At 70.9% G+C, this 24,573-nt stretch carries 20 protein-coding genes and 1 pseudogene; 7 read left to right on the forward strand and 14 right to left on the reverse strand.

The genetic code is table 11. The features are described 5' to 3' along the window. Window position 1 precedes the first annotated feature (1 nt). From BKK79_RS34960 to BKK79_RS34970, 3 genes are read right to left on the reverse strand one after another with little or no spacing between them, the layout of a single operon-like run. Entirely contained in the window at window positions 2-1,540 is a 1,539-nt protein-coding gene (locus BKK79_RS34960) for a monovalent cation/H+ antiporter subunit D (protein WP_071040133.1), read from the reverse strand. Then, window positions 1,537-1,968: a Na+/H+ antiporter subunit C gene (locus BKK79_RS34965; protein ID WP_084085562.1), complete on the reverse strand. Its 432-nt coding sequence runs from the start codon at window positions 1,966-1,968 to the stop codon at window positions 1,537-1,539. The genes BKK79_RS34960 and BKK79_RS34965 overlap by 4 nt, the downstream gene beginning before the upstream one ends. After that, complete coding sequence (locus BKK79_RS34970; protein WP_071040134.1) at window positions 1,968-4,847, reverse strand: monovalent cation/H+ antiporter subunit A; 2,880 nt, start codon at window positions 4,845-4,847, stop codon at window positions 1,968-1,970. Before BKK79_RS34970 ends, BKK79_RS34965 begins: the two co-directional genes overlap by 1 nt. Window positions 4,848-4,947: 100 nt before the next feature. Between BKK79_RS34970 and BKK79_RS41330 the strand changes: the two genes are divergently transcribed. Next, window positions 4,948-5,214 carry a hypothetical protein gene (locus BKK79_RS41330; RefSeq protein ID WP_071040135.1) on the forward strand — a complete coding sequence of 89 codons (267 nt, stop codon included), beginning with the start codon at window positions 4,948-4,950 and terminating at the stop codon, window positions 5,212-5,214. A 106-nt stretch (window positions 5,215-5,320) separates the two neighbouring features. Here the strand turns inward: BKK79_RS41330 and BKK79_RS34980 are convergent, their stop codons facing one another. Next, window positions 5,321-6,559: a serine hydrolase domain-containing protein gene (locus BKK79_RS34980; protein ID WP_071040136.1), complete on the reverse strand. Its 1,239-nt coding sequence runs from the start codon at window positions 6,557-6,559 to the stop codon at window positions 5,321-5,323. A gap of 240 nt (window positions 6,560-6,799) precedes the next feature. Here BKK79_RS34980 and BKK79_RS34985 point away from each other — a divergent pair, with 240 nt between their 5' ends. Continuing rightward, on the forward strand, window positions 6,800-7,516 hold the full coding sequence (locus BKK79_RS34985) for a DNA alkylation repair protein (protein WP_232346398.1): 717 nt from the start codon (window positions 6,800-6,802) through the stop codon (window positions 7,514-7,516). Between the two features lie 59 nt (window positions 7,517-7,575). On the opposite strand, the pseudogene BKK79_RS42415 reads toward BKK79_RS34985, so the two are convergent. Both BKK79_RS42415 and BKK79_RS34990 read right to left on the reverse strand, forming a co-directional pair. Then, window positions 7,576-7,659: pseudogene (locus tag BKK79_RS42415) on the reverse strand (IS5/IS1182 family transposase); the annotation flags it as partial. 13 nt (window positions 7,660-7,672) lie between these two features. Further along, window positions 7,673-8,560, reverse strand: a complete 888-nt coding sequence (locus tag BKK79_RS34990; RefSeq protein ID WP_084085564.1) for a DUF3626 domain-containing protein — start codon at window positions 8,558-8,560, stop codon at window positions 7,673-7,675. Between the two features lie 217 nt (window positions 8,561-8,777). Here BKK79_RS34990 and BKK79_RS34995 point away from each other — a divergent pair, with 217 nt between their 5' ends. Continuing rightward, the gene (locus tag BKK79_RS34995) at window positions 8,778-10,373 is read left to right on the forward strand and encodes an acyl-CoA synthetase (protein ID WP_198173375.1); all 1,596 of its coding nucleotides are present in this window, start codon (window positions 8,778-8,780) and stop codon (window positions 10,371-10,373) included. A gap of 27 nt (window positions 10,374-10,400) precedes the next feature. Here the strand turns inward: BKK79_RS34995 and BKK79_RS35000 are convergent, their stop codons facing one another. Further along, on the reverse strand, window positions 10,401-11,474 hold the full coding sequence (locus BKK79_RS35000) for an NAD(P)-dependent alcohol dehydrogenase (RefSeq protein ID WP_071019364.1): 1,074 nt from the start codon (window positions 11,472-11,474) through the stop codon (window positions 10,401-10,403). A gap of 323 nt (window positions 11,475-11,797) precedes the next feature. Here BKK79_RS35000 and BKK79_RS35005 point away from each other — a divergent pair, with 323 nt between their 5' ends. After that, the gene (locus tag BKK79_RS35005; protein WP_335582927.1) at window positions 11,798-12,412 is read left to right on the forward strand and encodes a GNAT family N-acetyltransferase; all 615 of its coding nucleotides are present in this window, start codon (window positions 11,798-11,800) and stop codon (window positions 12,410-12,412) included. Window positions 12,413-12,419: 7 nt separating this feature from the next. Here the strand turns inward: BKK79_RS35005 and BKK79_RS35010 are convergent, their stop codons facing one another. Further along, window positions 12,420-13,664: an MFS transporter gene (locus tag BKK79_RS35010; RefSeq protein ID WP_071040138.1), complete on the reverse strand. Its 1,245-nt coding sequence runs from the start codon at window positions 13,662-13,664 to the stop codon at window positions 12,420-12,422. 269 nt (window positions 13,665-13,933) lie between these two features. Here BKK79_RS35010 and BKK79_RS35015 point away from each other — a divergent pair, with 269 nt between their 5' ends. Both BKK79_RS35015 and BKK79_RS35020 read left to right on the forward strand, forming a co-directional pair. Beyond that, window positions 13,934-14,260, forward strand: coding sequence for a hypothetical protein (locus tag BKK79_RS35015; RefSeq protein ID WP_071040139.1), 327 nt, complete (start codon window positions 13,934-13,936; stop codon window positions 14,258-14,260). 205 nt (window positions 14,261-14,465) lie between these two features. After that, window positions 14,466-17,987: a pyruvate carboxylase gene (locus tag BKK79_RS35020; protein ID WP_071040140.1), complete on the forward strand. Its 3,522-nt coding sequence runs from the start codon at window positions 14,466-14,468 to the stop codon at window positions 17,985-17,987. Window positions 17,988-18,020: 33 nt separating this feature from the next. Here the strand turns inward: BKK79_RS35020 and BKK79_RS35025 are convergent, their stop codons facing one another. From BKK79_RS35025 to BKK79_RS35050, 6 genes are all read right to left on the reverse strand, one after another. Next, on the reverse strand, window positions 18,021-19,124 hold the full coding sequence (locus BKK79_RS35025) for a TIGR02281 family clan AA aspartic protease (protein ID WP_071040141.1): 1,104 nt from the start codon (window positions 19,122-19,124) through the stop codon (window positions 18,021-18,023). A 134-nt stretch (window positions 19,125-19,258) separates the two neighbouring features. Continuing rightward, window positions 19,259-19,660: a Zn-ribbon domain-containing OB-fold protein gene (locus tag BKK79_RS35030; protein ID WP_071019353.1), complete on the reverse strand. Its 402-nt coding sequence runs from the start codon at window positions 19,658-19,660 to the stop codon at window positions 19,259-19,261. A gap of 4 nt (window positions 19,661-19,664) precedes the next feature. Further along, window positions 19,665-20,831 (reverse strand): thiolase domain-containing protein, encoded by a 1,167-nt coding sequence (locus BKK79_RS35035; RefSeq protein ID WP_071019350.1) that lies wholly within the window; start codon window positions 20,829-20,831, stop codon window positions 19,665-19,667. A 239-nt stretch (window positions 20,832-21,070) separates the two neighbouring features. Further along, window positions 21,071-21,985, reverse strand: a complete 915-nt coding sequence (locus BKK79_RS35040; RefSeq protein ID WP_071019348.1) for a glutaminase — start codon at window positions 21,983-21,985, stop codon at window positions 21,071-21,073. Window positions 21,986-22,126: 141 nt separating this feature from the next. After that, the gene (locus BKK79_RS35045) at window positions 22,127-22,819 is read right to left on the reverse strand and encodes an LrgB family protein (protein WP_071019345.1); all 693 of its coding nucleotides are present in this window, start codon (window positions 22,817-22,819) and stop codon (window positions 22,127-22,129) included. Next, window positions 22,812-23,285, reverse strand: coding sequence for a CidA/LrgA family protein (locus BKK79_RS35050; RefSeq protein ID WP_157128602.1), 474 nt, complete (start codon window positions 23,283-23,285; stop codon window positions 22,812-22,814). Before BKK79_RS35050 ends, BKK79_RS35045 begins: the two co-directional genes overlap by 8 nt. Window positions 23,286-23,468: 183 nt before the next feature. Here BKK79_RS35050 and BKK79_RS35055 point away from each other — a divergent pair, with 183 nt between their 5' ends. After that, window positions 23,469-24,359, forward strand: coding sequence for a LysR family transcriptional regulator (locus BKK79_RS35055; protein ID WP_071019341.1), 891 nt, complete (start codon window positions 23,469-23,471; stop codon window positions 24,357-24,359). Window positions 24,360-24,573: the final 214 nt, after the last annotated feature.

Here is a 24,573-nt window from a genome sequence, read left to right on the forward strand (position 1 = left end):
TTCAGCCCTCCCTGCCCAGCACGGCCTGCACATAGCCGTTGCGATCGAGCAGCTGCGCCGCGGTGGCATCGAGGTAGGCGGTCAGCGGCCGCGCGAACAGCACCAGGGCCACGCCGGCGCCCACCAGGATGGCGCAGCAGGCCAGGCGCGCGCCATCCGGCTCGGCGTGGCCGCCGCCCTCGCGCGGCAGGCGCCACAGCAGGCGCGTGCCGGTGCGGCTGACCGCCACGATCAGCAGCAGGCTGGACAGCAGCAGCACCGGCCACAGCACCGCCGCCTGCGCCAGCGGCACCGCGCGCATCAGCAGGAACTTGCCGAAGAAGCCCGACAGCGGCGGCAGGCCGACCGCCGCCACCGCGGCCAGCAGGAACAGCACCGCCGGCAGGCTGCCGTGGCGGGCCGGCGGCGGCTCATGCTCGCCATGGCCGCCGTGGCCGCCATGAGCCGGCGCGGCGGCAGGCGCGGCCGCGCTGCCTTGGCCCGGCTCCAGGCAGTCGGCCAGCAGGAACAACGCCGCCGTGCACAGCGTGGTGCTCAGCAGGTAGTAGAGGGTAGCGCTCCAGGCCGCCGCGCCGGCCAGGCAGACGCCGGCCGCCAGCAACCCCACCGAGGTCATCACCATGTAGGCGGCGAGCTGGCTCAGCCGGGTCGAGGCCAGCGCTCCCAGCGCGCCCAGCACCATGGTCGCCAGCGCCAGCCACCACAGTCCGTGGCGCAGGAAGCCGGCCAGCAGCCCGGCCTCGGCGCCGAACACCAGCGCGGTGAAGCGCAGGATGGCGTAGATGCCGACCTTGGACATGATGGCGAACAGCGCCGCCACCGCGCCGCTGGTGCTGGCATAGGCGCGCGGCAGCCAGAAGTAGAGCGGGAAGACCGCCGCCTTCAGCCCGAACACCAGCATCAGCAATACGCCGGCCGCGCGCGCCAGCGGCAGCGTGCCGGAATCCAGGCGCGCCAGCCGCACGCCGAGGTCGGCCAGGTTGAGCGTGCCGGTGACGCCGTACAGGATGCCGATCGCGACCAGGAAGAAGGACGAACCCGCCAGGTTGATCAGCACATAGTGCAGCCCGGCGCCGACACGCTCGCGCCCGCCACCGTGCACCATCAGCGCGTAGGAGGCGATCAGCAGGATCTCGAAGAACACGAAGAGGTTGAAGAGGTCGCCGGCCAGGAAGGCGCCGTTCAGCCCCATCAGCTGGAACTGGAACATGGCGTGGAAGTTGCGCCCGAGCCGGTCGTCGCCACGCGCGGCGTAGAGTACGGCGGCGGTGGCCAGCAGCGCGCTCAGCACCAGCATCAGCGCGGCCAGCCGGTCGAGCTGCAGGGCGATGCCATAGGGCGCCGGCCAGTTGCCGAGCGCGTAGACCTGGATCGCGCCGCCGCTCGCCTGGGCCAGCAGCCAGGCCGCCAACGGCAGCTGCAACAGCGTGGCGGCGACGCCGATGCCGCGCCGGTACCCCAACCAGTGCACCGGTACCATGGCCAGCAGGCTGCCGGCGAACATCGGCAGCAGGATGGGAAGCAGCAGGCCGTGGTTCATGCGCCCTCCCCCGGGCGCGCGGCCGGCATCGCGATCGTATCCGCAGGCTCCGCCGCCTTGCCGGCATGCTCGTGCGCCGGTTCCGCGCGCCCCTGCTCCATGCGCTCCGCCATGCAGCCGTCGACATGGTCGCTGTCCGACAGCCCCAGCGAGCGCAGCGCCAGCACCATGACGAAGGCCGTCATGGCGAAGCTGATCACGATGGCGGTCAGCACCAGCGCCTGCGGCACGGGATCGGCATAGGCCGCGCCGGGCGCGATCACCGGCGGCTTGCCGGTCGACAGCCGCCCCATCGCCAGCAGGAACAGGTTGACGGCGTACGACACCAGGGTCAGTCCCATCACCACGGAAAAGATCCGCGCGCGCAGCAGCAGGTAGACCCCGCAGGACATCAGCACGGCCAGCGTCATGGCATAGGCGGCTTCCATCAGGCGTTCTCCTCTTGCACTTGAAGTCCGGGCTGTTCCTGCTGTTCCTGCTGTTCCTGCCGTTCCGGCTGCATTTCGCGATGCTTGACGCCCAGGTGCGACAGGATCAGCAGGGTCACGCCGATCACCGCGAGGTAGACCCCCAGGTCGAAGATCATCGCCGTGGCCAGCTCGATCTCGCCGAGCAGCGGCAGGTGGAAGTGGCCGAAGGCAGCGGTCAGGAAAGGGGCGCCAAAGGCCCAGCTGCCCGCTCCCGCCAGGCCCGCCAGCGCCACGCCGGCGCCGGCCAGCGCACGGTAGTCCAGCGTGATGCGCGCCTCCGTCCACAGCACGCCGTTGGCGACGTACTGCAGCAGCAGCGCCACCGCCGTCACCAGCGCGGCGATAAAGCCGCCGCCGGGCAGGTTGTGGCCGCGCAACAGGATGAAGACGGCCACCATCAGGGTGAGCGGCAGCATCAGCCGCGCCAGGATCGAGAGCAGCAGCGGATGCCCCTGGCGCGACCACGGGAAGCCGTTGGGCCCCAGGCCGGGCGCCGGCAGCCGCATACCCTTGAGCAGGGCCTGCACGGCCAGCGCGGTGACCACCAGCACGCAGACCTCGCCCAACGTATCGAAGCCACGGAAATCCACCAGGATCACATTGACCACGTTGTGACCGCCACCGCCCTCCACGGCGTTGGCGAGGAAGAAGTCGCCGATGCTCTGGTAGGGCCGCGTCAGCACCGCATAGGCCGCGCCGCCGAGCGCCCCGCCGGCCGCCAGCGCGATGGCGATGTCGCGCAGGCGCCGCCCCGGCCCGGGCGCCGGCGCGGCATCGACCGCGAGCGTGCTGCGCGGCATGAAATACAGCGCCAGCACCAGCAGCAGCACCGTCACCACCTCCACGCTGAGCTGGGTCAGGGCCAGGTCCGGCGCCGAGAAGCGCGTGAAGGCCAGCGCCACCAGCAAGCCGCAGGCACTCAGCAGGATCAGCGCGGTCAGGCGGTGCCGGTGGCTGGCCACCACGCCGAGCGCGCCCAGCGCCAGCAGCGCCATGCCGGCCGCGGTGGCGCCGTCGAGCGGACCGGCGGCCAGCGGCCCCGCCAGCGGCGCGGAGCCGGCCGCGCCCTGCCACCACGCCCAGGCCGGCAGCAACACCATGGCCGCCGCCAGGCAGGCCAGGTAGCGCTGCACCGAGCCGTTCTCCAGCGCGCGCGTGATAGCGCGCGCGGTGCCCTCGGCCCAGGCCACCGCGGCCTCGAAGCGGTCGCGCGCGTTCCACGGCTGCAGGCTGACGAAGTAGCGGTGGAACACCCCGCGCCGGCGGAAGAACAGCACGGAGCCGGCCGCCATCGACACCGCGCTCATCAGCAGCGGCAGGTTGAAGCCGTGCCACAGGCTCAGGCTGTAGGCCGGCGGCGGCCCGCCCAGCGTGGCCACCGACGCCGCCGCCAGCAGCGCGCCGACGCTCAGCGAGGGCTCCAGCCCCACCACCAGGCAGATCACCACCAGCACCTCCACCGGGATCTTCATGTAGGGGCTGGGTTCGTGCGGCGGGTAGTGCGGCAGGTCCTCCGGCCGCGGCCGGCCGTCGAAGAACACACCGTAGATGAAGCGCAGCGAATAGCAGACCGTGAGCGCGCCGGCCAGCGTCGCCAGCGCCGGGATGACCCAGTTGAAGCTGCCCAGCAGTTCCTGCGCAAGGGTCTCGCCGAAGAACATCTCCTTGCTGAGGAAGCCGTTCAGCAGCGGCACGCCGGCCATCGACAGCGATGCCACGCTGGCCAGCAGCGCGGTATGCGGCATGTAGTGGCGCAGGCCGCGCAGCCGGTTCAGGTCGCGCGTGCCGGTCTCGTGGTCGATGATGCCCGCCGCCATGAAGAGCGACGCCTTGAAGACCGCATGGTTGAAGATGTGGAACAGCGCGGCGACCGTGCTGAGCTGGGTGTCGAGGCCGAACAGCAGCGTGATCAGGCCCAGGTGGCTGATGGTCGAGTAGGCCAGCAGGCCCTTCAGGTCTTCCTGCAGCAGCGCCATGGCGGCGCCGACCACCAGCGTGGCCAGGCCGGTCATGCTGACCAGGTAGAACCACAGGCCGGTGCCGTCCAGCACCGGATAGAGCCGGGCCAGCAGGAAGACGCCGGCCTTGACCATGGTGGCCGAGTGCAGGTAGGAGGAGACCGGTGTCGGCGCCGCCATCGCATGCGGCAGCCAGAAGTGGAAGGGAAACTGCGCCGACTTGGTGAAGGCCGCCAGCAGCACCAGCACCAGCACCGCCGGATAGAGCGGATGCTTCTGCACCGCACCCGCCTGCGCCAGGACCGCGCTCAGCTCGAAGCTGCCGGCGATATGGCCGAGCAGCAGCACGCCGGCCAGCAGCGCGAGGCCGCCACCGCCGGTGACCGTCAGGGCCATGCGCGCGCCCTTGCGCGCGTCGGCGCGGTAGGACCAGAAGCCGATCAGCAGGAAGGAGACCAGGCTGGTCATCTCCCAGAACACCAGCAGCTGCAGCAGGTTCTCCGACAGCACCACGCCCAGCATCGCGCCCATGAAGAGCAGCAGCAGGGTGAAGAAGCGGATGGTGGAGCGGCTGCGCGGCAGGTAGTAGCGCGCGTACAGGCAGACCAGCAGGCCGATGCCGAGCACCAGCAGGGCGAAGGCGAAACCGAGCCCGTCCAGGCGCAGGCTCAGGTTGAGTCCGGCGGACTCCAGCCAGGGCCGGCGCCAGACCAGCACGTGGCCGCCCAGCACGCCGGCGCCGACGCCGGCCAGCAGCGCCAGTCCGGCCAGGGGCGCGGCCAGCGCGAGCCAGCTCGCGCGGTCCCCCGCGGCGCGGTACGCCAGCGGCAGCAGCGCGGCGCACAGCACGGGCAGCGCTATCAGCAGGATCATCACCATGCAGTTCTCCCCTTGTCACGCGACATGCCGGCACGGGAGCCCGCGCCCCGGTGGCGGCCTTGCCTGAGCCTCTCCGGGCCGCCGCCGTCCGGGCTCCATCATGACACAGGACGGTGGCCGCTCGCGCGCGAAGTGCGCTGCCCGCATCGCCGGCGCTTCCCCCATCGCCCGCTCGCCCGCCCCAAGCGTCCGCTCAGCGGCGCACGCCGCGCGCGTGGTGGCGGCCGCGTCCGGCGCCGAGGCGGAGGGTGTCGGCGCCTACCTGGTCGACGGCAAGATGGTCGACCGCCCCTTCGTCGAGCGGGCCCGCGCCATCGTCGCCGAGGCGGGCCGGCTCGGGCTGCTGCCGGGGCAGCCCGGCTGCTAGTCCACTGAACCCCTGAAATCGGTCGGTGCCTGCCATGCCAGGCGGGCTCATCGCATCGTTGCAAAGGCCGCTCGATTCCCAGATGCGGTGAGCGATCAACGCGGCCTTAACGAGCAAACCGGTCGACGACCCCGCGCCACAAGGCGTCACGTTCGGCACCCAGGTGGGCACCGCTCGCATCACCCGATGCATCCTGCCCCACCGCGAGATGGACCATAGTCAGCCGTGATTTCGGGTCGACGTAGATCGCCTGCCCATAGACACCCAGCAAAACGAAGCGCCGCGCGTCTCCGGGGAGAATCCAGGTCTGGAAGCCGTAACCGTAGTAGCGGCTGCCGTGATAGACCATCTGCCCCGGGCGAAATGGCGCTGGCTGGCGCGAGGCGTCCGTCATGTCCAGCAGGAAGTCGCGCGTCACCACTTGCCGGCCCTGCACCATGCCGTCGTTGGCGAGCATCGCGCCCAGGCGGGCATAGTCACGCGCGGTCGCGTTGAAACCGCCTTGGGCAAACGCCGAGCCGTCGGACTCGCGCACGAGATAGCTTGCCTTGGATTGCGCCCCCATCGGCTTCCATAACGTCTCGTCGACGAAGTCGCACAGGCTGCGATGCGTGGCCGCCCGGAGCACCAGCCCCAGCACTTCCGTTTGCGCCCCCGCATAGTTGAATCGCGCACCCGGCGGATCGGCACGTTCGTTCACCTGCGCGGCGGCCGCGAGCACGCCCTGCCTGGCAGCCGTGGCGAGGAATCGCGCTCGATCGTCGCCGGCAGTGTAGTCCTCGACGTACTTGGCGCCCGAGGCCATGCGCAGCAGGTCGATGATGCGGGTTCCGCCGTACAGGGTGCCCGCCAACTCAGGCACGTACTGGTCGACCTGATCCTGCAGCGAGCGCAGGCTGCCCTCCTCCAGCGCCTTGCCTATGGCAAGTGCCACCAGCGTCTTGGCCATCGAGTTGGACAACATCCGCATGTGCTGCGTGCGGTCGTACCCGTAGTGCTCGGCCAGGATCACACCGTCCTGCACGATCAGGACGGCGGTTGCCCGCTGGTGCTGCATATAGTCCGCCAGCGTGTAATCGTGGCCGCGAAAGCGATAGCGGACGTCCGCTTCCTTGTCTGCACTCATGAGTGGCACCGGCTGATCGGCAGGCGCCAGCTCGCAAGACGGTGCGAGCCGATCCATGCCGCTGAAGGAGCCGACGATGTAAGCGGGATCGTGGATGCGTGCCAGTGTCGGCGCCAGCGGATAGCCTTGCTTCCGGCCCAGCAGCTCTTCGTCGGGGGATGCCGCGGCGACGCGGCAAGCAAGCAGCCCACAGGCCGCATAGAGTGCGAGTGCTTTCATCAATGGCATCGGGATCGGTCGGCTCGGGCCTGGTCCGCTGGATCATTGGATTTCGCTCCAATACTCGCATACGGAACATTGACGGGCGAAATTCAAATCATAAGACGCTTGCGTCCTGGGAGACAATCGTGACTAGCGCCCGGCTTGGTGCGAGGTGCTTCCCGAAGCAGTACCAACTGGCTTCCGGTCATGGAATCTTCATATCATTCGCGCTGTGCACAAGCATCGGAGCCGACAACCATGAGGGCACGGCAGCCATCTTCCCCTACCGGCATCACTCCCGAGGCCTACGTCGGGCACGTCCGCCACGCGCTGCAGCCGCTGGCCGATCCGGCCGCGGCCGCCCGAATGCGCGCCTACATGCGCGATCAGTTTCCGTTTCTCGGCATTCCCACGCCGGCCCGCCGGCGGGCACTGCGCGCGCTGCCGACCGTGCCATGGCGCGACCGCGAATGGGTGGCCGTCGCGCAACGGCTTTGGCGCGAACCCGAGCGCGAGTACCGTTATGCAGCCGCGGATCTGTTGCGCAAGTACGCAAAGCGGTTCGATCCCGCGCACATCGCACCGATCCTCGCGCTCGCCCAAGCCGAGCCATGGTGGGACACCGTCGACAGCCTGGCCGTGACGATCGGCACCGTGATCGCGCGTGAGCGCAAGACCGGCGCCGACGCGCAGGCGCGCGCCGACGCCTGGATCGAGCACCGCTCGCCGTGGGTGCGGCGTATCGCGATGCTCCACCAGCTGGGCTGGCGGCTGGAGACGGACGAGGCGCGCCTCTTCCGCTACGCTCGGACGTTGGCGCCAGAGTCCGACGTCTTCGTCCGCAAGGCAATCGGCTGGGCCCTGCGCGACTACGCGCATTGGAATCCGGCTGCCGTGTCGGCATTCCTCGCCGCGCATCGCGACCACCTTTCCGCGTTGACGGTGCGCGAGGCCAGGAAGCACTTGGAAGCTTGACGACTGGCGTCACGTGGATTTTCAGCGGCGAATGGCGGGGGGACTCAGTCGCCCAGCTGCACGGCCGCGACCGGGATGCCTTGTGCGTCGACGATGAGGTGAGGCCTGCGGCCGAGCTCGCGCCGGTCCGTTGGGTTGTGGCCCGTCAATAGCCTCTCAGGGGTGCCCGAAGCGTGCCAGGCAATGCCACACGCGCTTCAGCGCCTGCGGGTCATGGGCACCGCTGCGCGCGGCTTCGCCCAGCATGGCCGGGGTCAGCACGCCGCCGCGCGCCAGGGCCCGGCCCAGCCGCGCGACGTCCGCGCCGCGGTAGTCCTGGTGGGCGATCAGCACGTCGGCATGCACGCGAAAGCCTGCGTGCCATTCGATGGCGCACGGCAGCCCCGCCGCCAGCGCCTCGACCTCGTTGCCGCGGAAGCTCGGATCGAGCACCAGCGCCTCGACATCGTCGGCCAGGCGCAGCGGCCCGTGGACATGGGCCTCGATGTAGCCGTCCAGCAGGTCCGCATCCGGCCGCATGCGCGCGGCGGCGACCAGCGGCAGCAGCGCCATGCGGCCGGGCACGCCGAAATGCGCCGGCTCGAAGAAGCTGTCGGGGAAGCAGAACGTGCAGCGCGCCAGCACCTCGGCGCGCAGGCGCAGGTGGGCCGAGCCGAAGCGCGGCGAGCCGCCGGCGCCGCCGCGCCGGTCGTCGAGCGCGCCGTACTTGGGCCGTTGCGCCGCCGGCTCGCCGTCGTAGGCGCCCTCGAAGATACGGCTCTCCCAGCGCCAGCGCTCCCCGCCCGGATGGGCGCTCAGGCCGCCGTTGCTGGTGCCGGTCTCGAACTGCGAGCGGTAGACACCGTCCACCGCCAGCCGGCGCAGGATGGGCTCACCGTCGTGCAGCCGGTCCGGATGGAAGTTCAGGGTGATGCGCAGGTCCGGGGCGAGCGGTCCCCCTGCGCTGCGCGCGGCGACACCAGCCAGCGCCCGTGCCTGCGGCGAGCCGGGTGGCGGCAGCCAGGCGGCAGGGCGGGACGGGCGGGATTCCGTTGCGGGTGGCATCTTCGGCGGCGTTGGACGCAGTTGCCGTCGATTATCCGCAATGGCCCCGCATCGCGCCAGCGCCGGCTCCCTGCCCCCGGCTTCCACGCCTCCAGCCAGTTCGCGCAAGACATCCTGGCCCGCCTTGCTTAGCCTTTGCAGCCAGCCCGGCTTCCGGCCCCCGACTGCCGGCGGCCGGCGCCGCCAACCCGCCCGCCACGCCAGGAGACACGTACAGATGAGCGCCACCCCGCTGGACCTGCCGGCCGACCGCTTCGGCGGCCAGCCCTCGCCCCTGCCCGCCATCGGCATGGCCCACTGGTTCACCGGCCGCGCCTGCCGCAGCCCCGAGCGCCCCGCGCTGAGCTTCGAGGGTGAGACCTGGAGCTACGGCCGCCTGCTGGCCGAGATCGAACGGCTCGCCAGTGTGCTCGACGCTGGCGGCGTGCGCCCCGGCATGCGGGTCGGCTACCTCGGCTTCAACCACCCTGCCTTCCTGCTGGCGCTGTTCGCCAGCGCCAGGCTGGGCGCCGTCTTCGTGCCGCTCAACTTCCGCCTGACCGGCGCCGAGCTGGCCTATATCGCCAACGACGCCGGCATCCACACCCTGCTGGTCGACGGCGAGCACCTCGCGACGATCGACCCGGTGCGCGACACGCTGTGCTGCGCCCGCTACCTGTGCGTGGAGGGCGAAGCCGCCGACCCGGCGCGCTGGCCGCCGCTGGCGGCCGCGATGGACGCCGCCGCGCCCTGGGCACAGGCGCCGGTGCCGGTGGCCAGCGACGACGTGGCCGTCATCATGTACACCTCCGGCACCACCGGCCGGCCCAAGGGCGCGATGCTGACCCATGGCAACTTCTGGTGGAACCACGTCGGCGAGTTGTACACGGTGGACGTGCTGGCCGACGACGTGCTGCTGGTGTTCGCGCCGCTGTTCCATATCGGCGGCCTCAACGTGCTGCTGATGACCACCCTGCTCAAGGGCGGCCACGTCGTGCTGCACCGCCACTTCGATCCGGCACGCGTGCTGGCGGACATCGCCGCCTACCACGTGCGCACCCTCTTCGCGGTGCCGGCCATGCTGCTCTTCATCAGCCAGCACCCCGGCTTCGCCGATGCGCCGCTGGACCACGTGCGGCAGATCGTGTGCGGCGGCGCGCCCTGTCCCGAGCCCCTGCTGCGCACCTATGCCGCGCGCGGCATCGCCGTGCAGCAGGGCTACGGCCTGACCGAGACCGCCGCGCTGGTCACCGTGCTGACCGCGGAGCATGCGCTGGCCCGGATCGGCTCGGTCGGCCACACCGCGCTGCTGATCCAGATCCGGCTGGTCGACCCCCAGGGCAACACGGTGAGCGCGCCGCACGCGCGCGGCGAGATCTGCGTGCGCGGCCCCAACGTGACGCGCGGCTACTGGAACCAGCCGGAGGCCACGCGCGCGGCGATCGACGCCGACGGCTGGTTCCGCACCGGCGACGTCGGCTATGCCGACGAAGATGGCTTCTACTATGTGTGCGACCGCGTCAAGGACATGATCATCAGCGGCGGCGAGAACGTGTATCCGGCCGAGGTGGAAAGCGTGCTGTACGGCCACCCCGCCGTGGCGGAAGCGGCCGTGATCGGCGCGCCGGACGCGCGCTGGGGCGAGACCGTGATGGCGGTGGTGGCGCTCAAGCCCGGCCACGCCTTGACGCTGGAAGCGCTGCAGGACTTCGCCGGCACACGCCTGGCGCGCTACAAGATCCCGCGCCGGCTCGAACTGGTGCCGGCGCTGCCGCGCAACCCGACCGGCAAGATCCTCAAGTTCCAGCTGCGCGAGACCTTCGCGCAAGGCTGAGGACGCGGCCGGGCTCAGGGATGAGGCTCAGGGCGTGATGGCCACCTTCAGCACGCCGTCGCGCTGGCTGCCGAAGAGTTCGTAGGCTTCCACGATGTCCGCGAGCGGGTAGCGGTGGGTGACCAGCGGCCCCAGGTCGAGCCGTCCGCTCTCGAGCACCTGGATCAGCCGGCGCATGCGCTCCTTGCCGCCCGGGCACAGTGACGTGACGATGCGGTTGTCGCCCAGTCCGGCGTGGAAGGCATCGAGCGGGATGCGCAGGTCGCTCGAATACACGCCGAGGCTGGACAGCGTGCCGCCGGGCTTGAGCACGCGCAGCGCGGCTTCGAAGGTGCCCTGCGTGCCCAGCGCCTCGATCGAGGCATCGACGCCGCGGCCCCCGGTCAGGCGCAGGATCTCGCTGACCACGTCGACCTGGCGGAAATTGAGGGTGACGTCGGCGCCCATCTTGCGCGCGATCGCCAGGCGCTCGTCGAGGCCGTCCACCACGATGATCAGGCCGGCCCCGCGCAGGCGCGCGCCAGCGGTTGCGCACAGCCCGATCGGCCCCTGCGCGAACACGGCCACGATGTCGCCGATCTTGATGTCGGCGCGCTCGGCGCCGGCGAAGCCGGTGGACATGATGTCGGGGCACATCAGCACCTGCTCATCGCTGAGCCCGTCGGGAATCGGCGCCAGGTTGGCCTGCGCGTCGGGCACCAGCACGTATTCCGCCTGTGCGCCATCGATGGTGTTGCCGAAGCGCCAGCCACCCATCGGCTTGTAGCCGTGACCATGGCATTGCCCATCCTGCGAGGGCACGCCATCCTGGCAGGCATAGGAATGGAAGCTCGGGCAGATCGCGCCGGCCAGCACGCGCTGGCCTTCCTGGTAGCCCTTGACCTCGCGCCCCAGTTTCTCGATCACGCCGACCGGCTCGTGGCCGATGGTAAGGCCGTGCGCCACCGGGTATTCGCCCTTGAGGATATGCACGTCGGTGCCGCAGATGGTGGTGGTGGTGACGCGCAGCAGGGCGTCGCCCGGGCCCACTTCCGGGATCGGCTTTTCCTGCAGGGCGATCTTGCCGGGACCGAGAAAGACGGTGGCTCGCATGTTTGCCATGGTGCTCTCCGTGGAGACGGTGTCGGGAAGATCATTCTAGGCAGCGGGTGCCGGCGTGAACTTGATGAAAGGCAAGGATGGCGGGGAACGTTCGCGACGGCGGCCCGGCGGCGCGACTGCAATGCGCAGGACTGGCTGATCTGGTATCGCGCAAGGCAGGCCGCGGCCGATGGCAGTGCGTGTGTGGACTAGAATGCGCGGTACCGGCCTCGCCGCCGGCGGGAGCCATCGCCTGTGCGCTGCGCGCCGCCCTGTGCGCCGGAGGCCCGCCTGCCGCGCCGCCCATGTTGCGGCGACCGGTTTCCGCCAGGAGAGATGTCACGATGACCGTGCCGACCACCGACTCGCCTATCGCCTCATCCGCCGCCTCATCCGCCACATCAACCGCTACCGCCCCGATGCCGGCGCTGCCCATGCGCGTCATGCTGCGCGACGGCCGCGAAGTCGTGCTGCGCGAGATCTGCGGCGCCGACAAGGCGGCCGTGCTCGATGCCTTCCACCATCTGTCGGCGGAGTCGCGCCACTCGCGCTTCATGGCGGCCATGCGGGAACTGCCGGAAGACCTGCTCGAATCGACCACCCATCCCCTGCCGGCGCGGGAATTCGTGCTGGTGGCGGCGGGCAGCGAGGACGGGCACGAGGCGCTGTTCGGCGGCGCCCGCTTCGTGCGGCAGGCCGGACACGCCTGCGAGTTCGCCGTCACCGTGGCCGACAACTGGCATGGCAGCGGCCTGGGGCGCCAGCTGATGCAGGTGCTGCTGGAGGTGGCGCGCGCCCGCGGCTATCGGCAGATGATGGGCTATGTGCTGGCCTCCAACACGTCGATGCGCGCGCTCGCCCATCGCCTCGGCTTCGCCGACGAAGCCTGTCCGCAGGACCCCACGCTGCGCATCGTCACCTGCCCGCTGGCGGAACCGGCGCCCGGCGCCGCGTCTTAGGAGACCCTTACTCCAGCGCCACGCCCTTCAACTCGGGGATCAGCAACAGCGTGGCCACCATGTCGAGCACGTACAGGCCGGCCAGCAGCGCGATCGCCACCGGGAAGGAGTAGGTGGCCGCCAGCGCGCCCACCACGATGGGACCGAGCCCGCCGACCGCGCGGCCGATATTGAACAGCACGTTCTGCGCGGTGGCGCGGGCCGCGGTCGGGTAGGCCTCGGAGATCAGCGCGCCATAGCCGCCGATCATGCCGTTGACGAACAGGCCCATCAGCGCACCGGCCCACAGCATTGCCAGCGGATCGCTCAGGCGCGCGTAATACAGCACCATGCCGACCGCGCCGGCCTGGAACAGCAGGAAGGTCGGCTTGCGGCCGATGCGGTCCGCCAGGTGGCCGAACAGGCAGATGCCGGCCATCATCCCCAGCACCGTCACCGAGGTCCACAGCGCGGACTTGGTCAGGGAGAAGCCCAGGGTCTTGGACAGGTAGGTCGGCAGCCAGATCATGATGCCGTAGTAGCCGAAGTTCTGTACCGAGCACAGGATCACCACGCCCAGGCTGATACGCGCGGTACGGGCATCGGCGAGCAGCAGCCGGAACGCGTTGGCGCGCGGCCGTTGCGCCTGGCGCACGAACAGCTCCGGCTCGTGCAGCCGGTTGCGCAGCACCCAGGCCACCAGCGCCGGCAGCACGCCCACCAGGAACATGCCGCGCCAGCCGATCAGCGGCAGCAGCAGCGGCGTCAGCAGCGAGGCCATCAGCACCCCGGCCTGCCAGCCCAGCGCGACATACGACGAGGCGCGCGCCCGCTTGGCCGCGGGCCACGCCTCGGCGGCCAGCGCCATGCCGATGCCGAACTCTCCGCCCAGGCCGATGCCTGCGATGGTGCGGTAGACCAGCAGGTCGTGGAAGCCCTGGGCAAAGGCGCACAGGCCGGTGAACACGGCGAACAGCACGATGGTCCAGGTCAGCACGCGGATGCGGCCGTAGCGGTCGCTGAGCGCGCCGAACAGGATGCCGCCGGCCACCGCGCCGACCAGGGTCCAGGTCACCAGCGCGCCGGACTGCCCGGTCGACAGGCCCAGCGAGGCACTGATGGCAGGCAGCATGAAGCCGAGGATCAGCAGGTCGAAGCCATCCATCGCATAACCCACCGTGGAGCCGGCCAGGGCCTTCCAGGCATAGGCGGTGTGCTGGGGCGGGGACAGTTCGGCGGACGGCGATGCCGCGGCCTTGGCGGGGGCTTGCATGGGGGACGCTCCTCCTGTGTTGTTGGCGTCATGGCAGGATCGCGGCGCGTCCCGGGGGGCGCCGCGGCGGGCAGTGTACCGCATGGCACAGGAGCGGCATGGCGCGGGGCGCGGGCGGCCCTTGCGCCGGCGCCCCGGTAGTGGAAAGATGCCGTGACGCGGCCGGCTCGGAACCTTCTCCGCCTATTTGCGCCCTTCACGGCATCCGCACCCTTCGCGCAGACCCGACGCCACGCCACCCCCTGCCCACTGCACAGGACGAGGCCACCATGCACCTCAAGCAGATCGCAGACGCGTTCGAAGCCGCCGCCCCCGGCACGGACGCCTTCCTGGCCGTCAAGGACGGCACCCGCGCGCTGATCGCACGCGATCCCGCCCACGCCAGCGCCTACTACCTGCTCTACGGTTTCGCGCGCTCCTACGTGCTGCTGCATGAGGACGAAGGCATCTCGCCCGAGTTCGCCGAGGCGGCCAGGCACCAGCTGCTGGGCTATCTGCGCCGCATCGAGGCAGCCGTCCCGCTCGGGCCGGCCGTGCTGCTGGACGTGATGAACGGCGTGGTGCGCGACCACGAGGCGGCGCCGCAGGCATTCTGAGGCGGGCGGGAAGAGCGCCGGCAGCGGCCCGGCGCGCCCCGCCTGAGCATTCCTGCCAAGCGTGCTTGCCGGATCGGCCATTTCCCGATGCGGCAGCCGCCGCTACAGTGGGCCCCGAGCCCCCAGGCGTCGGGCGCGCCACCCCTGCACGACCGGCGCCCGCCCGGCGCCTCCGCCACCGTTTCTCCATCGCTAGCCACAGGCCATGAAAACTCCCGCCATCCAATCGCTGCTGATCGCCAACCGCTCCGAGATCGCCATCCGCGTGATGCGGGCGGCGGCCGAGATGAACATCCACACGGTGGCGATCTACGCCAAGGAAGACCGCCTCGCGCTGCACCGCTTCAAGGCCGACGAGAGCTACCTCGTCGGCGCGGGCCGCAAGCCGCTGGAAGCCTACCTCGACATCGCCGACATCCTGCGCGTGGCACGCCAGACCGGCGTCGACGCGGTCCACCCCGGCTACGGCTTCCTGTCGGAGAACCCGGAGTTCGCGCAGGCGGTGATCGACGCCGGCATCCGCTGGATCGGGCCGCCGCCGGACGTGATGCGCACGCTGGGCAACAAGGTCGCCGCGCGCAACGCGGCGGTGGCGGCGGGCGTGCCGGTGATGCCGGCCACGCCGCCGCTGCCGCGCGCGCTCGACGCGTGCCGCCGGCTCGCGGCCGAGGTCGGCTACCCGCTGATGCTCAAGGCCAGCTGGGGCGGCGGCGGGCGCGGCATGCGCGTGCTGGAGAATGAGCAGGACCTCGAAGCCATGCTGCCGATCGCGCGCCGCGAGGCGCTGGCCGCCTTCGGCAACGACGAGGTCTACGTCGAGAAACTGGTACGCAACGCGCGCCACGTCGAGGTGCAGATCCTCGGCGACCAGCACGGCAACGTGGTCCACCTCTACGAGCGCGATTGCACGGTGCAGCGCCGCAACCAGAAGGTGGTCGAGCGCGCCCCGGCCCCCTACCTGGACGACGCCGCGCGCCAGTCGCTGTGCGCCTCGGCGCTCAAGCTGATGCGCGCGGTCGGCTACACCCATGCGGGCACCGTCGAGTTCCTGATGGACGCCGACAGCGGGCGCTTCTACTTCATCGAGGTCAACCCGCGCATCCAGGTCGAGCATACGGTGACCGAGATGGTCACCGGGATCGACATCGTCAAGGCGCAGATCCGCATCACCGAGGGCGGCCGCATCGGCCTGACCGAGGACGAGCACGATGCCGCCGGCACGCTGGTGGCGCGTGCCGCCGGCGTGCCGCCGCAGGAGCGCATCGCGCTGAACGGCCATGCCCTGCAGTGCCGCATCACCACCGAGGATCCGGAGAACGGCTTCCTGCCCGACTACGGCCAGCTCACCGCCTACCGCAGCGCCTCCGGCTTCGGCGTGCGCCTGGACGCCGGCACCGCCTACGGCGGCGCCGTCATCACCCCCTACTACGATTCGCTGCTGGTCAAGGTGACCACCTGGGCCCCCAGCGCCCACGAATCGATCCGGCGCATGGACCGCGCGCTGCGCGAGTTCCGCATCCGCGGCGTGGCCTCGAACCTGCAGTTCCTCGAGAACGTCATCAACCACCCGGCCTTCTCGCCGGGCGAGGTCACCACCCGCTTCATCGACAACACGCCGGAGCTGTTCTCCTTCGCCAAGCGGCGCGACCGCGCCACGCGCCTGCTGCGCTATCTCGGCGAAGTCGCCGTCAACGGCAACCCCGAGATGAAGGGACGCGCCCTGCCGCCGCTGCCGCTGGCCAGGCCGGTGCTGCCCGCGCAGCCCGCCTGGACCGATACCGCCGTGCCGCCGGGCACGCGCGACCGCCTGCGCGAGCTGGGTCCCGAGGGCTTCGCCCGATGGATGCTGGCCCAGCAGCGCGTGCTGCTGACCGACACCACGCTGCGCGACGCCCACCAGTCGCTGTTCGCCACCCGCATGCGCACCGCCGACATGCTGCCGATCGCGCCCTTCTACGCACGCGCCCTGCCGCAGCTGTTCTCGCTCGAATGCTGGGGCGGCGCCACCTTCGACGTGGCCCTGCGCTTCCTCAAGGAGGATCCGTGGCAGCGCCTGGCCAAGCTGCGCGAGGCGGTGCCGAACATCCTGTTCCAGATGCTGCTGCGCGGCTCCAACGCGGTCGGCTACACCAACTATGCCGACAACGTGGTGCGCTTCTTCGTGCGCCAGGCGGCCACCGCCGGCATCGACCTGTTCCGCGTGTTCGACTCGCTCAACTGGGTCGAGAACATGCGCGTGGCCATCGACGCGGTGCGCGACAGCGGCGCGCTGTGCGAGGGTGCGATCTGCTATACCGGCGACGTCTTCGACGGCGCGCGCGCCAAGTACGACCTCAAGTACTACGTCGGCATCGCGCGCGAGCTGCAGCGTGCCGGCGTGCACATCCTCGGCATCAAGGACATGGCCGGGATCTGCCGCCCGCGCGCCGCGGCCGCGCTGGTCAAGGCCATCAAGGAGGAAACCGGCCTGCCGGTGCACTTCCACACGCACGACACCAGCGGCATCTCGGCAGCCTCCGCGCTGGCGGCGATCGAGGCCGGCTGCGACGCGGTGGACGGCGCCCTCGACGCCATGAGCGGGCTCACCTCGCAGCCCAACCTGTCGAGCATCGCCGCCGCGCTGGCGGGCAGCGAACGCGATCCGGGCCTTGACCTGGAGCGTCTGCACGAGGCCTCCATGTACTGGGAAGGCGTGCGGCGCTACTACGCGCCGTTCGAGTCCGACATCCGCGCCGGCACCGCCGACGTCTACCGCCACGAGATGCCCGGCGGCCAGTACACCAACCTGCGCGAACAGGCGCGCGCGCTCGGCGTGGAGCACCGCTGGACCGAGGTGTCGCGCGCCTATGCCGAGGTCAACCAGCTGTTCGGCGACATCGTCAAGGTCACGCCGACCTCCAAGGTGGTGGGCGACATGGCGCTGATGATGGTGACCAACGACCTGAGCGCCGCCGACGTGTGCGATCCGGCCAAGGAGATCGCCTTCCCCGAGTCGGTGGTCTCGCTGTTCAAGGGCGAGCTCGGCTTCCCGCCCGACGGCTTCCCGGCGGCGCTGTCGCGCCGGGTGCTCAAGGCGGAGCCGCCCGCCCCCTACCGCCCCGGCGACCGCCTGCCGCCGGTCGATCTCGACGCGGCCCGGGCGCAGGGCGAAGCCGCCTGCGGCCGCGCGCTCGACGACCAGCAGCTCGCCTCCTACCTGATGTACCCCAAGGTGACGGTCGACTACTTCACGCACCGGCGCAGCTACGGCGACACCTCCACCCTGCCCACGCCGGCCTTCTTCTACGGCCTGCAGCCGCAGCAGGAGATCGCGGTCGACATCGCCCCGGGCAAGACGCTGCTGATCGCCCTGCAAGGCGTGCATGCCGCGCAGGAGGAAGGGATGTTCAAGGTGCAGTTCGAGCTCAACGGCCAGCCGCGCATGGCGCACGTGGAGAAACACGCGGCGCCCGCCGCCGGCGGCCCGGCCGCGGGCTCGCGCAGCCGCCCCATGGCGGAAGCCGGCAATCCGCTGCACGTGGCCGCGCCGATGCCGGGGGCGGTGGTGACGGTGGCGGTCAAGCCGGGGCAGCATGTCAGCGCGGGCAGCGTGCTGGTGTCGCTGGAGGCGATGAAGATGGAGACCCACCTGACCGCCGAGTTCGACTGCGAGATCGCCGCCGTGCACGTGGCGCCGGGCGACCAGGTGCCAGCCAAGGCCCTGCTGCTGGAGTTGCAGCGCGAGTAGGGCGGAACCGCGCCCGCGCGGGCACGCGGGTGCTCAGCGCCCGGCTGCCTGCAGCGGCCCGATGGTCCAGCGGTCCGGACGGAAACTCACCTCGAACTGGGACAGGAAGGACTGGCCCAGCAGGCCGTCGATGTCCGGCCCCAGCGCGGCCCCGCCTCCGCTCATCACCGCGGTCGGCACCGCGGCGGCCTGGGCCGTGCCCAGCGTGACCGTGGCCGCCTCGCTGAGCAGCGCGCCGGCGGGGCCGTTGGCGGTCTGCACGCGGATCCTGCGCGCCTGCGCCAGCGGAATTCCCGCGCGGCGGGCGAAGTCCTCGCTGAGCGCGACGAAGCTGGCGCCGGTGTCGACGATGAAACGGCCTTCGCGCCCGTTCACCGTGGCCCTGGCCACGATCAACCCGTTGCGTGGGCGCGCGAAGGTCTGCGCTGCCGAGGCCTTGGCCGGCTGGCAGGCGCCTTGCCGCTGGTAGCGCTCCACCAGCGCGCGCGCACGCGGCGTGTCGCGCCGGCCCGGATCGCCACCGATCCACATCCGCACCAGTGCACCGGCTTCGCAGGGCTTGCCGGTGCCGGCGCGCGCCTCGGCGGCACCGAGAAAGACCGCGCTCGACACGCGCGACAGGTCAGGCACCAGGGACAGGACCGCCAGGTAGTCGTCCAGCGCCTCGGCCGGCTTGCCGCTTTCGCGCAAGGCCTCGGCGCGCAGGAAGCGCCACTGCGGATGGTCCGGGTCGGACGCCACCAGGCGCTCGGCCACCTGCAGCGCGCCGGCGTTATCGCCGATCGCCTGCAGCAGCGGGATCGCCCCCGGCAGCAGGTCGCGGCCGCGCGGGCAGTTGCCGGCAAAGGCAAGGCGCAGGCCCGCGGCCTCGCGCCGGTAGCCGGCCTCGGCCAGCGCGCGCGACAGCGCGGAGGCGGCCTCGATATCGCACGGCTCGCGCGTCAGCCGCTCGAGCGGCTGGCGCGCGGGCGTGCCGGCCAGCACGCTGCCGGGCACGGTGGCGAGACCATAGCGGGCGATCGGGACCGAGGCGCCGGCGGGCTCCTCCGAGCAGGCCGCGGCAAGCATGGCGCAGCACAACAGCATAGCGGCAAGCGGCAGGCGCTGGCCGCGCTGGCGGGATCTCTGGAACGGCATGGAGGGCGGCGGCACAGGGGAAACGCGATGCTAGATCGCATGCGTGACAGTCATGTGTCAGCAGCATGACTGCCTGTCTCCCCTGCTCCGCCGCCCGGGCTGGATCGCCCTGGGCCCCGGGCGGCGAGGCCGGCTCAGGCCGGCGCGAAGGTCGGCACCGGCGCGCCACCCTCGGCGGTGGGCGAGAACTTCACCTGGACGCGCTGGCCGATGCGCACCGTGTCGAGGTCGCAGTCGACGATATTGGTCATCATCGTCACGCCTTCGTCCAGCGTCACGTAGGCGATGCAGTACGGGGTGGGACCGGCGCGGCGGGTCACGCTGTACGAGTAGATGGTGCCGCTGCCGCTGGCCGGCTTCCACTCGGTCTCGCCGAGGCAGAAGGGGCACAGCGCGCGCGGGTACCAATGCACCTTGCCGCAGTCCTTGCAGGCCTTCACCAGCAGCCGGCCCTCGCGGGCGGCCTGCCAGAACGGCGCGTTGTCGGGCTGTTCGTCGGGGGCGGCGAGTGGGGCGGGAACGTAGGGAGTCGTCATGTCTTTACTCTCGTTCGAGGATCAGGGTGGCGCTGCCGTGGCGCGAGCCCAGGTAGCCGCCGGTGCCTTGCGCCAGCGCCAGGCCGCAGTCCTTGACCTGCACGGCCGGATGCGCCTCGCCACGCAGTTGGCGCACCGCCTCGATCACCTTGGTGATGCCGCCGCGGTTAGCCGGGTGGTTGTTGCACAGGCCGCCGCCATCGGTATTGATGGGCAGCTTGCCGACGCCGGCGATCAGGTTGCCGTCCATGACGAAGCGGCCGCCCTCGCCCTTCTTGCAGAAGCCCAGGTCCTCGAGCTGCATCAGCACGGTGATGGTGAAGCTGTCGTAGATCGACGCGTAGCGGATATCGGCCGGCGTCACGCCGGCTTCGGCGAAGGCTGCCGCGCCGGAGAACTTCGCCCCCGACCAGGTCAGGTCGACCTCGCCGCCGAGCTGGCCCTTGACGTACTCGCCGGCGCCCAGGACCTTCACCTTGGGCCGCTTGAGGGTGGCGGCGATCTCGGGGCGCGCCACGATCAGCGCGCCGCCGCCGTCGGACACCACGCAGCAGTCGAGCTTGTGCAGCGGGTCGGAGATCATCGGCGAGGCCAGCACGTCCTCCACCGTGACCACGTCGCGCAGCATGGCATTGGGGTTGTGCTGGGCGTGGTGCGAGGCCGCCACCTTGACCCAGGCGAGCTGCTCGGGCGTGGTGCCGTACTGGTGCATGTGGCGCATGGCCACCATCGCGTACAGGTTGACCGTGACCGGGCTGAACGGGGCCTCGAAGGGCTGGTCCGGCAGGTTGGCGCCCCAGTTGCGCGCCTTGGTGCCGCTGGAGCCTTCCGAGCGCGGGCGGCCCGCCAGCGTGATCAGGGCGACGTTGCACTTGCCGGCGGCGATCGCCTGCGCGGCGTGGGAGACGTGGGCGATGTAGGAGGAGCCGCCGGTTTCCGTCGAATCGACGTGGCGCACCTTCAGGCCGAGGTAGTCGACCATATTGATCATGCCCAGGCCGGGGGCGTCGCCCGCGCAGAAATAGCCGTCGACGTCGGCCAGCGTCAGGCCGGCGTCCAGCAGCGCGCCCTTGGCGCATTCCGCGTGCAGTTGCGCCACGCTCTTGTCAGGGGCCTTGCGCGTCGGGTGCTCGTAGGCGCCGACGATATAGGCCTTGCCTTTGATGCTCATCGTGAGGATTCCTTTGCGGCCGCCGCGGCCGCGTGATTTCACCGCCCTGCCCGCGCTCGCGGGCGCCTGCCGGCCGGCACTCCGGCCGGCGGACGTGCGTCGGGAGCCTGCGGGCGATCGTCAATGATGGCGCAGCGGCGCGGCGCTGCCAATGGCAGAAAAGATCAAGGCGATTGACAGAAAGAGACGGCCGGCGCGCGCCAGCGGTAGTGCAAAGCCGTCACCCCTGGTGCCGCCGCTCAGAAGATCGACTGCCCGGTCAGCGTGGTCAGCCACTCCAGCGCCTGCACGCCGGCCAGCGAATTGCCGCTGTGGTCCAGGCCCGGCGACCACACGCACACGGCCCAGCGGCGCGGCAGCACCGCGACGATGCCGCCGCCCACGCCGCTCTTGGCCGGCAGGCCCACGCGGTAAACGAAGTCGCCGGCCTCGTCATAGGTGCCGCAGGTCAGCATCAGCGCCGACAGCCGCTTGGTCGGGCTCGGTGCCAGCACGCGCTCGCCGCTCCACGGCACCACGCCGCCGTTGGCGAGGAACAGGGCGGCGCGCGCCAGTTCCTCGCAGCTCATGGTGATCGCGCACTGACGGCAATAGGCGTCGATCACCGCCTGCACCGGCATCTCGATACGGCCGAAGCTCTTCATGAAATGCGCCATGGCCAGGTTGCGGTCGGCATGGGCCAGCTCCGAGCGCGCCACCTCTCCGTCGTAGTCGATGCCGTCCTTGCCGCACAGCCGGCGCAGGAACTGCACCAGGGCCGACTCGGCCTGCACGAAGCGGCTGCACAGCACATCGGTCACCACCAGCGCGCCGGCATTGATGAAGGGATTGCGCGGCAGGCCCTGCTCGTATTCGAGCTGTACCAGCGAATTGAAGGCATTGCCGGAAGGCTCGCGCCCGACGCGCTGCCACAGGTCCTCGCCCAGCAGCTGGAAAGCCAGCGTGCAGGCGAACAGCTTGGAGATGCTCTGGATGGAGAACGGCACGGTGGCATCGCCCACCGCATGGCAGCGCCCGTCCAGCGTCACCAGGGCCATGCCGAAGTGATCGGGCCGGACCTTGCCCAGCTGCGGGATGTAGTCCGCCACGCGGCCCTTGCCGAGCAGCGGCTGCACGTCGTCGCGGATGCGTTCGAGGATGGCGGTGTAGTCCATGCGGGCTCCGGGCAGGCGGGAATGCAGTCGTCGAGGCGGCACGGCACGGATCGCTCCGTCCGCCCGCCTGCGGGCCCAGCAGGATCCGTGCCGGGCCCGGCCGCCATCGTACCGCGCCGGCCGCCCGGGCAGACGCCGACGCTAGAAGAAACAGAGCCGGATCAGCGGCGCGCCCAGCACGCTGACCAGGCCGGCGATCATCATCACCAGCGAGGCCACCACGCCCTGCACCTCGCCCAGCTGGCGCGCCTTGGCGGTGCCGGCGCCGTGCGCCGCCGCCCCGAAGATGGCGCCGTGGGCCAGGCGGCTGCGCACCATCGGCAGCCACGACAGCACCAGCTCGCCGATGGCCATGCCGGTCAGGCCGGTGATGACCACGAACACCGCCGCGAGATCGGCCGGGCCGCCCAGCGAGCGCACCGCCTCCACCGCGAATGGCGTGGTCACGGATCGCACCGCCAGACCCTTCTGCAGCGCCAGCGGCAGGCCCAGCCAGCGCGCCAGCCACACCGAGGTGGCGACCGAGGTCAGCACCGCCGCCAGCACGCCGAGCGAGATCGACAGCCAGTGCTTGCGCACCATCGCGCGGTAGTCGTAGATGGGCAGCGCGAAGGCCACCGTGGCCGGGCCCAGCAGCCACAGCAGCCAGCGCGTGTCGGCGATGTAGTCGCGGTAGGGAATGTGCGCGGCCAGCACCAGGGCGATCAGCACCGCCGGCGTCGCCAGCAGCGGCATCAGCAGCAGGCTGGCGCGGCGCGCATAGAGATACTTGTTGAGGTAGTAGAGGCCGAGCGTGGCGGCGAAGCACAGGCCGGCCAGCAGGCCGTCAGACATGGTGGCGCTCCCGCTGGCGGCGCGCCAGCATCAGTTCGAGACGGTAGACACGGTCGACCACCAGCGCTGTCACCACCATCACCGCCACCGTGCTGCAGCCGATCACCGCGCAGATGCGCCAGCCATCGTGCCGCACCAGGTCCGGGTACTGCACCACCGCCAGCACGGCGGGAATGAAGAACAACAGCATCTCGCCGAGCAGCCAGTCGGCGCCGCCGCGGATCCAGCCGGTGCGCACCACGCCGCCGAACAGCAGCGCGGCCAGCACCAGCAGGCCCAGCAGGCTGGCCGGCAGCGGCAGGCCGAGGCGCCCGCGCAGCCAGTCGGCCAGCACCCACAGGGCGGACAGCGCCAGCACCTGGACCATGGCCAGCCCTCCCTTGCGCAGGGATGAGGCGACGGCATGGCGGGACGGCGCGGCGGCGGGGCCGGCCGGGTGGTGGGGGGAAGGCGAGAGGGCTGGCATGGTCGGGAAGCGGCCCGCAGATGGCGGGATCGGTACTGGGGTCGGGGCGGTTACAGCACATCCGGAGGTGGTGCACTGGCCGCACGCTGGCGATGCTCTAGTGTACGAAGCCCGCTCCGATATATAAAATGAATATAAATTATTCATTTGATTCTCATCTGGAATAGAAAACGGGATCGTCCGATGGATATCCGCAGCCTGCGTTATTTCGTCGAAGTCGTCCGCCAGGGCGGCTTCACCCGCGCCGCCGGCGCCTTGCACGTGACCCAGCCGACCATCAGCAAGATGGTCAAGGCGCTGGAGGACGAACTGGGCGGACCGCTGCTGCTGCGGGAAGGCCGCACCGTGCAACTCACCGATGCCGGCAAGGTGGTGCTGGCGCGCGGCCAGGCGGTGCTGGCCGAAGTGGCACGCCTGCGCCAGGAAGTGGCCGAGGTCGACGGCATGGCCCGCGGCGAGCTGGCGGTGGGCATCCCGCCGATGGCGGGACGCTATTTCGCGCCGGTGATCGGCGCCTACCGCCGGCAATACCCCGGCGTGGCACTGCGCCTGCGCGAACAGGGCGGCCGGGCACTGGAAGAAGGCGTGGCCTCGGGCGAACTGGACCTCGGCGTCACGGTGCTGCCCGCCACGGTGCCGGGCCTGGGCACGCTGCCCGTGACCCGCCACGCGCTGACGGTGATCTACCCCGCCGCGCGCGCGCCGGCGAGCATGCGCGCGCTACCGCTGGCGGCGCTGGCCGGCGAGTCGTTCGTCATGTACGAGGATGACTTCGTGCTCTACCGCGTCATCCTCGACGCCTGCGAGGCCGCCGGCTTCCTGCCGCAGATCGCCGGCCAGAGCCGCCACTGGGACTTCATCGGCGAACTGGTGGCGGCCGACGTCGGCATCGCCCTGCTGCCCGAGCCGATCGCGCGCAGCCTCGACCCGGCGCGCGTGGCGGTGCGCCCGCTGGCCGCGCCCGAACTGACCTGGGAACTGGGACTGGTCTGGCGCGAAGGCTACCTGTCACGCGCAGCCCGGGCCTGGCTGGACGCCTGCCAGCGGGCCTTCGGCACGCCCTCGGCGCCGTGAAGGGCGACCGGGGCGTGCATGGCGCCGGCTGACCGTGGCGGCCGGGATCACACCATCGGCTTCGCTTCTTTGCTCACGTGCTGGATCACACCCTAGGCTTCGCTTGGGTGTGATGCCTTGCTAGACCACCCCTCACCCCGGCCCTCTCCCCATGCGGCCATGCGGGGAGAGGGAGCCAAGACCTTGTGCTTGGCGAGCGGTGTTGGCGGCTCTG

The sequence above is a fragment of the Cupriavidus sp. USMAA2-4 genome (genome assembly GCF_001854305.1).
Taxonomy (GTDB): Bacteria; Pseudomonadota; Gammaproteobacteria; order Burkholderiales; family Burkholderiaceae; genus Cupriavidus; species Cupriavidus malaysiensis.